Origin of the sequence: Nocardia sp. NPDC058497 (assembly GCF_042720195.1) — a bacterium.
In the GTDB taxonomy this organism is placed as follows: domain Bacteria; phylum Actinomycetota; class Actinomycetes; order Mycobacteriales; family Mycobacteriaceae; genus Nocardia.
Map to the genome: position 1 here is coordinate 1 of NZ_JBHXMY010000409.1, position 5,386 is coordinate 5,386.

Here is a 5,386-nt window from a genome sequence, read left to right on the forward strand (position 1 = left end):
GCGGTCCTGGTTCACCGCCGAACCGGCGACCACCGCGAGCACCTGATGACCATTGCGGCGGGCGTCGGACAACCGCTCCAACAGCAACATTCCGGCGCCCTCGGACCAGCCGACACCATCGGCGGCATCGGCGAACGACTTACTCCGCCCGTCCGGTGACAACCCACGCTGGCGGCTGAACTCCACGAAAGTCTCCGGAGTCGCCATCACCGCCACACCACCGGCCAACGCCAGATCACATTCCCCCGACCGCAACGACTGCGCGGCCAGATGCATCGCCACCAGCGACGACGAACACGCCGTATCCACCGTGACAGACGGCCCTTCCAGGCCGAGCACATACGACACCCGACCGGAAGCGATAGCACCTGAATTCGCATTGGCCGGGTAGTCGTGATACATCATCCCGGTGAAGACCCCGGTCGAACTGCCACGCAGCACTGTGGGATCGACACCGGCCCGCTCCAATGCCTCCCATGAGGTCTCCAGCAACAGAAACTGCTGCGGATCCATCACGGCGGCTTCCTGGGGACTGATACCGAAGAACGCCGGATCGAACTCGCCGGCGGAATGCAGGAATCCGCCCTCCCGGGTGTAGGAGGTGTGCGGTGTTGCGCCGGTCGGATCGTAGAGACGTTCGGTATCCCAGCCTCGATTCACGGGGAACTGCGACGTCGTGTCGGTCCCGGCTACGACCACATTCCACAGATCCTCGGGCGAACCGACACCACCCGGGTACCGGCAGGCCATGCCGACGATCGCGATGGGATCGTCGTCGACAGCTGTGGCGGCGGTGACCGCGACGTCCTGTCCCGCGCCGGTGAGCTCGTCGGCGAGGTAGGTGGCCAGCGCCTGCGGTGTCGGGTAGTCGAAGATCACCGCGGCCGACAGTGACAGGCCGGTGGCGGTTTTGAGCCGGTTACGCAGCTCGACCCCGCTCAGCGAGTCGAAACCCAGGTCCTGGAAGGCGCGATCGGGATCGATCGCGGACGCACTGTCATGACCGAGCACGGCCGCGACGTACGTGCGCACGGTATCGAGTACCGCCTGCCGCTGTCGATCGGCGTCCAGACCGGAAAGTCGTTGCCGGAGAACAGACATCATCGGCGCGGTCGCCGCCGGCCGCCGGGCCGCTGCCGGTGCCAGTTCCCGCAGCAACGGTGGCAGCCGTCCGGCATCGGCCTCGGCGCGAATCGCGGCGGTATCGATAGCGGCGATCACCGCGTGCGCCGCGCCTCGGTCGAGCACCGCGTTCCAGCCTGCCAACGCCTGCTCATCCGGCATCGCGGTGAATCCGCCCCGGCTCATCCGGGCCACATCGACCTCACCCAGGTGTCCGGTCATGCCGCCCGAACGGGCCCACGGACCCCATGCCAGCGATTGGCCGGCCAGCCCTCGTGCACGGCGGTGCGCCACCAGCCCGTCGAGGAAGGTGTTCGCGGCCGCGTAGTTGGCCTGTCCCGGTCCGCCGACGGTGCCCGACACCGACGAGAACATCACGAACGCGGCCAGATTCAGCTCCGCGGTCGCCTGGTGCAGGTACCAGGCGGCGTCCACTTTCGGCGCCAGGACCGCGTCCACCCGCTGTGCGGTCAGCGACGCGATGATCCCGTCGTCGAGCACACCCGCGGCATGGATCACGCCTGTCAACGGCCACTGGGCCGGCGCTTCGGCCGGCAGCCCTGCCACCGCGTCGGCGTCGGTGACGTCGCAGGCCACCACCCGAACCTGTGCGCCCAGTCGCTCCAACTCGGCGCACAGCGGTGCCACGCCCTCGGCCCGCGGACCGCTGCGGCTCACCAGCAGCAACGACCGCACGCCATGCTCGGCCACCACGTGGCGGGCCACCTTCGCGCCCAAACCGCCGGTGCCGCCGGTAATCAGCACCGTTCCCGTGCCGAAGGGGCGAGCATCATCGCCGGGTACGGCAGACACCGTGGTCGCTGGCCGGGTGAGCCGAGCGGTGTGGGTGAGTCCGACGCGTACGACCACCTGGGGTTCGCCCACGGCCATGACAGTGGCAGCGAGTCGCTCGTCGATGCCGGTGTCCGCGTCGACCAAGACGATTCGGCCCGGATCTTCCGTCTGCGCTGTGCGCACCAAACCCCACACCGCGGCGCCGGCGAGGTCGGTGAGGTCTTCATCGGGCAGCGCGACCGCGCCGCGCGTGGCGATCAGCAGGGTGCTCGAGGCGAACCGGTCCTGATCCAGCCATGCCTGCACCACCTCGAGGATCCGCGCGACTTCGGTATGGGTGGCGGTAACCACGTCGGCGCCGGTGTGTTCGTTCCACCCCGACCCTGCCTCGACCACCACCACCGGGGGTACCGGCGACTCCGGATCCAGCTCCCACCGACCCACGCCCGCACCCACCACCGCGGACCCGGACGCGGTCGGCGACCACAGCAGTTCCAGTACCGGATCGGCCGCGCCCGCGGCGGCCGCGGCGAACTGCTCGAGTGACATCGGCCGGGTCTTCACCGATCCCGACAACACCGGCTGTCCCTGCTCATCGGCTACCGACACCGACACCGACGATCCGGTCGTGGTCAGACGTACCCGCAGCACCGACGCTTCGGCCGCGTGCAGCGACACCGATTCCCACGAGAACGGCAGCACGACCTGCCCGGCCGCTACCGCGAACGGTGAATCCGGCTTTCCAGCTTCACTTTCGAGCAGTTCGGCCAGCAGTCCCGCCTGCAGGGCGCCATCCAGCAGTGCCGGATGGATCCCGAACCCTTCGGCGCGCACCCCGGTGTCCGCGTCGACGGCGATCTCGGCGAACACCTCCGCACCGCGTCGCCACAGCGCCCGCACACCCTGGAACGCCGGACCGAAGTCGTATCCACGCGCCAGCAGCTCGGGGTACGCGGCCGCGACATCGATACCACTCGCCGCGGCAGGCGGCCATGCCGCCGGTTCGGGTTCGGTCAGGTCGTCGCGGGTGGTCAGCAGGCCCCGCGCGTTCAGTACCCACTGTCCGTCGCGGTCGTGTTCATCGCGAGAGTAGATCGATATCGGCCGCTGCGGGGACTCGAGTTCAGGCCCGCCGACGACGACGTAGATCTGCACACCGCCTGTCGCGGGCAGCAGCAGTGGCGCCTGTAGCGTCAATTCCTCGATCACCGGGCACGCGGTCACGGCGCCCGCACGCAACGCCAACTCCACGAACCCGGTGCCCGGCAACAACACCGACCCGCCCACCGCATGGTCGGCCAGCCATGGCTGTGTCGCTACCGACAACCGGCCGGTCAACAGCACCCCACCGGACTCCGGCACCGACACCACCGCGCCGAGCAACGGATGGTCCACCGCACCCAGACCGGCGGATTCGACACCGGCGGTGCCGACAGAGGTTTCGAGCCAGTAGCGACGGCGCTGGAAAGCATAGGTGGGCAACGACACTGGTGATGCCGAGCGGCCAGCGAAGAACGCCCGCCAGTCGACATCGACACCGACCGTGTACGCGTGCGCCAAGCAGTGCACCAACTGCTCGACCTCGGCCCGCCCGCGACGTGCTCCGGCGACCACCGACGACTGCGCTTCGATATCGTCCGGCAGGCATTGCCTGGTCATGGCCGTCAGCACCGCGTCCGGACCGATTTCCAGGAAACGACGCACGCCCGAGGCCACCACAGTGTCCACGCCACGAGCGAATTGAACGGTCGCCCGCACCTGCTGCACCCAGTAAGCGGGTTCCAGCACTTCATCGCCGGCGATCCGGCCGGAGAGATTCGATACCAGTGGAGTCCGCGGGCGACGGTAGGTCACGTCCTTTGCGACAGCTTCGAATTCGGCAAGGATCGGATCCATCCGGTGGGAATGGAACGCATGCGACACCGTCAACCGCGATGTCTTCCGTCCGCGGTCGGCGAACCGCTGCCCGAGTGCCGTCACCGCGTCCTCGTCGCCGGAAACCACGACGGCCTCGGGTGAATTCACCGCGGCGATGGACACTCCGTCGACCAGCGCCTCGGATACCTCGCGCTCGCTCGCCGCGACGGCCAGCATCGCACCGCCTTCCGGCAGCCGCCCCATGAGACGACCACGGGCTGCGACCAGCCGGCACGCATCCGGTAGCGACCACAGACCAGCGATGTACGCGGCAGCCAGCTCACCGATCGAATGTCCGGCCAGGACATCGGGTGTCACACCGAACGAGTCGAGGAGCCGGCACAGCGCGACTTCGTACGCGAACAGCGCGGGCTGGGTGAACTCCGTCCGATCGAGAACACCGGCATCAGCACTATCCGGGCTGCCGTCGGCCGGCTGACCGGTGAACATCAACCGCTGGAGCGAACCGCCCAGTAGTGGATCGAACTGCGCACAGATCTCATCCAGCGCGGCGGCGAACACCGGGAACGCCTCGTAGAGTTCACGACCCATCCCGACGCGCTGTGCGCCCTGCCCGGTGCACAGGAACGCGACCTTGCGTGTCACCGCCTGCCCCGTCGCCACATCGGCGGAGCTCGCCGACCCCGGTTCGGCCAGCGCCGCCAGTCCGGCGAGCATCGTGTCCCGGTTGTCGCCGACCACCGCGCCCCGCCAGTCCAGCTGGGCGCGGGTCGTCGACAATGAGTAACCGATATCGTCGACTGTCAGGTCGGGGTGTTCGGTCAGCCAGTGCAGCAGTTTGGCCGCCTGCGCACGCAGGCCTTCTTCGGTTTTCGCGGATACCAGCCAGGGGGCGGCACCGGAGGCCACTGCCTTCGCACCGCGATCGGCGCCATCGTCCGCCGGTTCGGCCGGGGCCTCCTCGAGGACGGGAGGTTCCTCCAGAATCACGTGAGCGTTGGTGCCGCTGGCACCGAAGGAGGACACACCGGCGCGACGCACCCGCTCTCCCGCGGGCCACGGTTCCGCCGTGGTGAGTAGCCGCACCGACCCTGCCGACCAGTCCACATGCGGCGTCGGAGCATCGACATGCAGTGTGGCCGGGAGCATTTCGTGTTGCATCGCCTGCACCATCTTGATCACACCGCCGACACCGGCCGCCGCGGAGGTGTGTCCGATGTTCGACTTGAGCGAGCCGATGCGCAGCGGGTCCGCGCCGCGATCGCGACCGTAGGCGGCGATCAACGCCTGCGCCTCGATCGGGTCGCCGAGGGTGGTGCCGGTGCCGTGCGCTTCGACCACATCGACGTCGGCAGGTGTCAGACCGGCATTGGCGAGGGCGGCGGCGATCACCTTTTCCTGCGAAGGACCGTTCGGTGCGGTCAGACGATTGCTGGCGCCGTCCTGGTTGACCGCGCTGCCGCGGATGACCGCGAGGATCTGGTGGCCGTGCCTGCGCGCATCCGACAACCGCTCGACCGCGAGCATACCGAGGCCCTCGGAGAATCCTGTGCCGTTCGCCGCTGCCGCGAAGGCCTTGCACCGTGCGTCC

At 68.7% G+C, this 5,386-nt stretch carries 1 protein-coding gene; it reads right to left on the minus strand.

Annotated features, from left to right (window positions below; translation table 11 throughout):
- On the minus strand, positions 1-5,386 hold a 5,386-nt coding region (locus ACFWPJ_RS23385; protein ID WP_378854526.1), incomplete at both ends, for an SDR family NAD(P)-dependent oxidoreductase.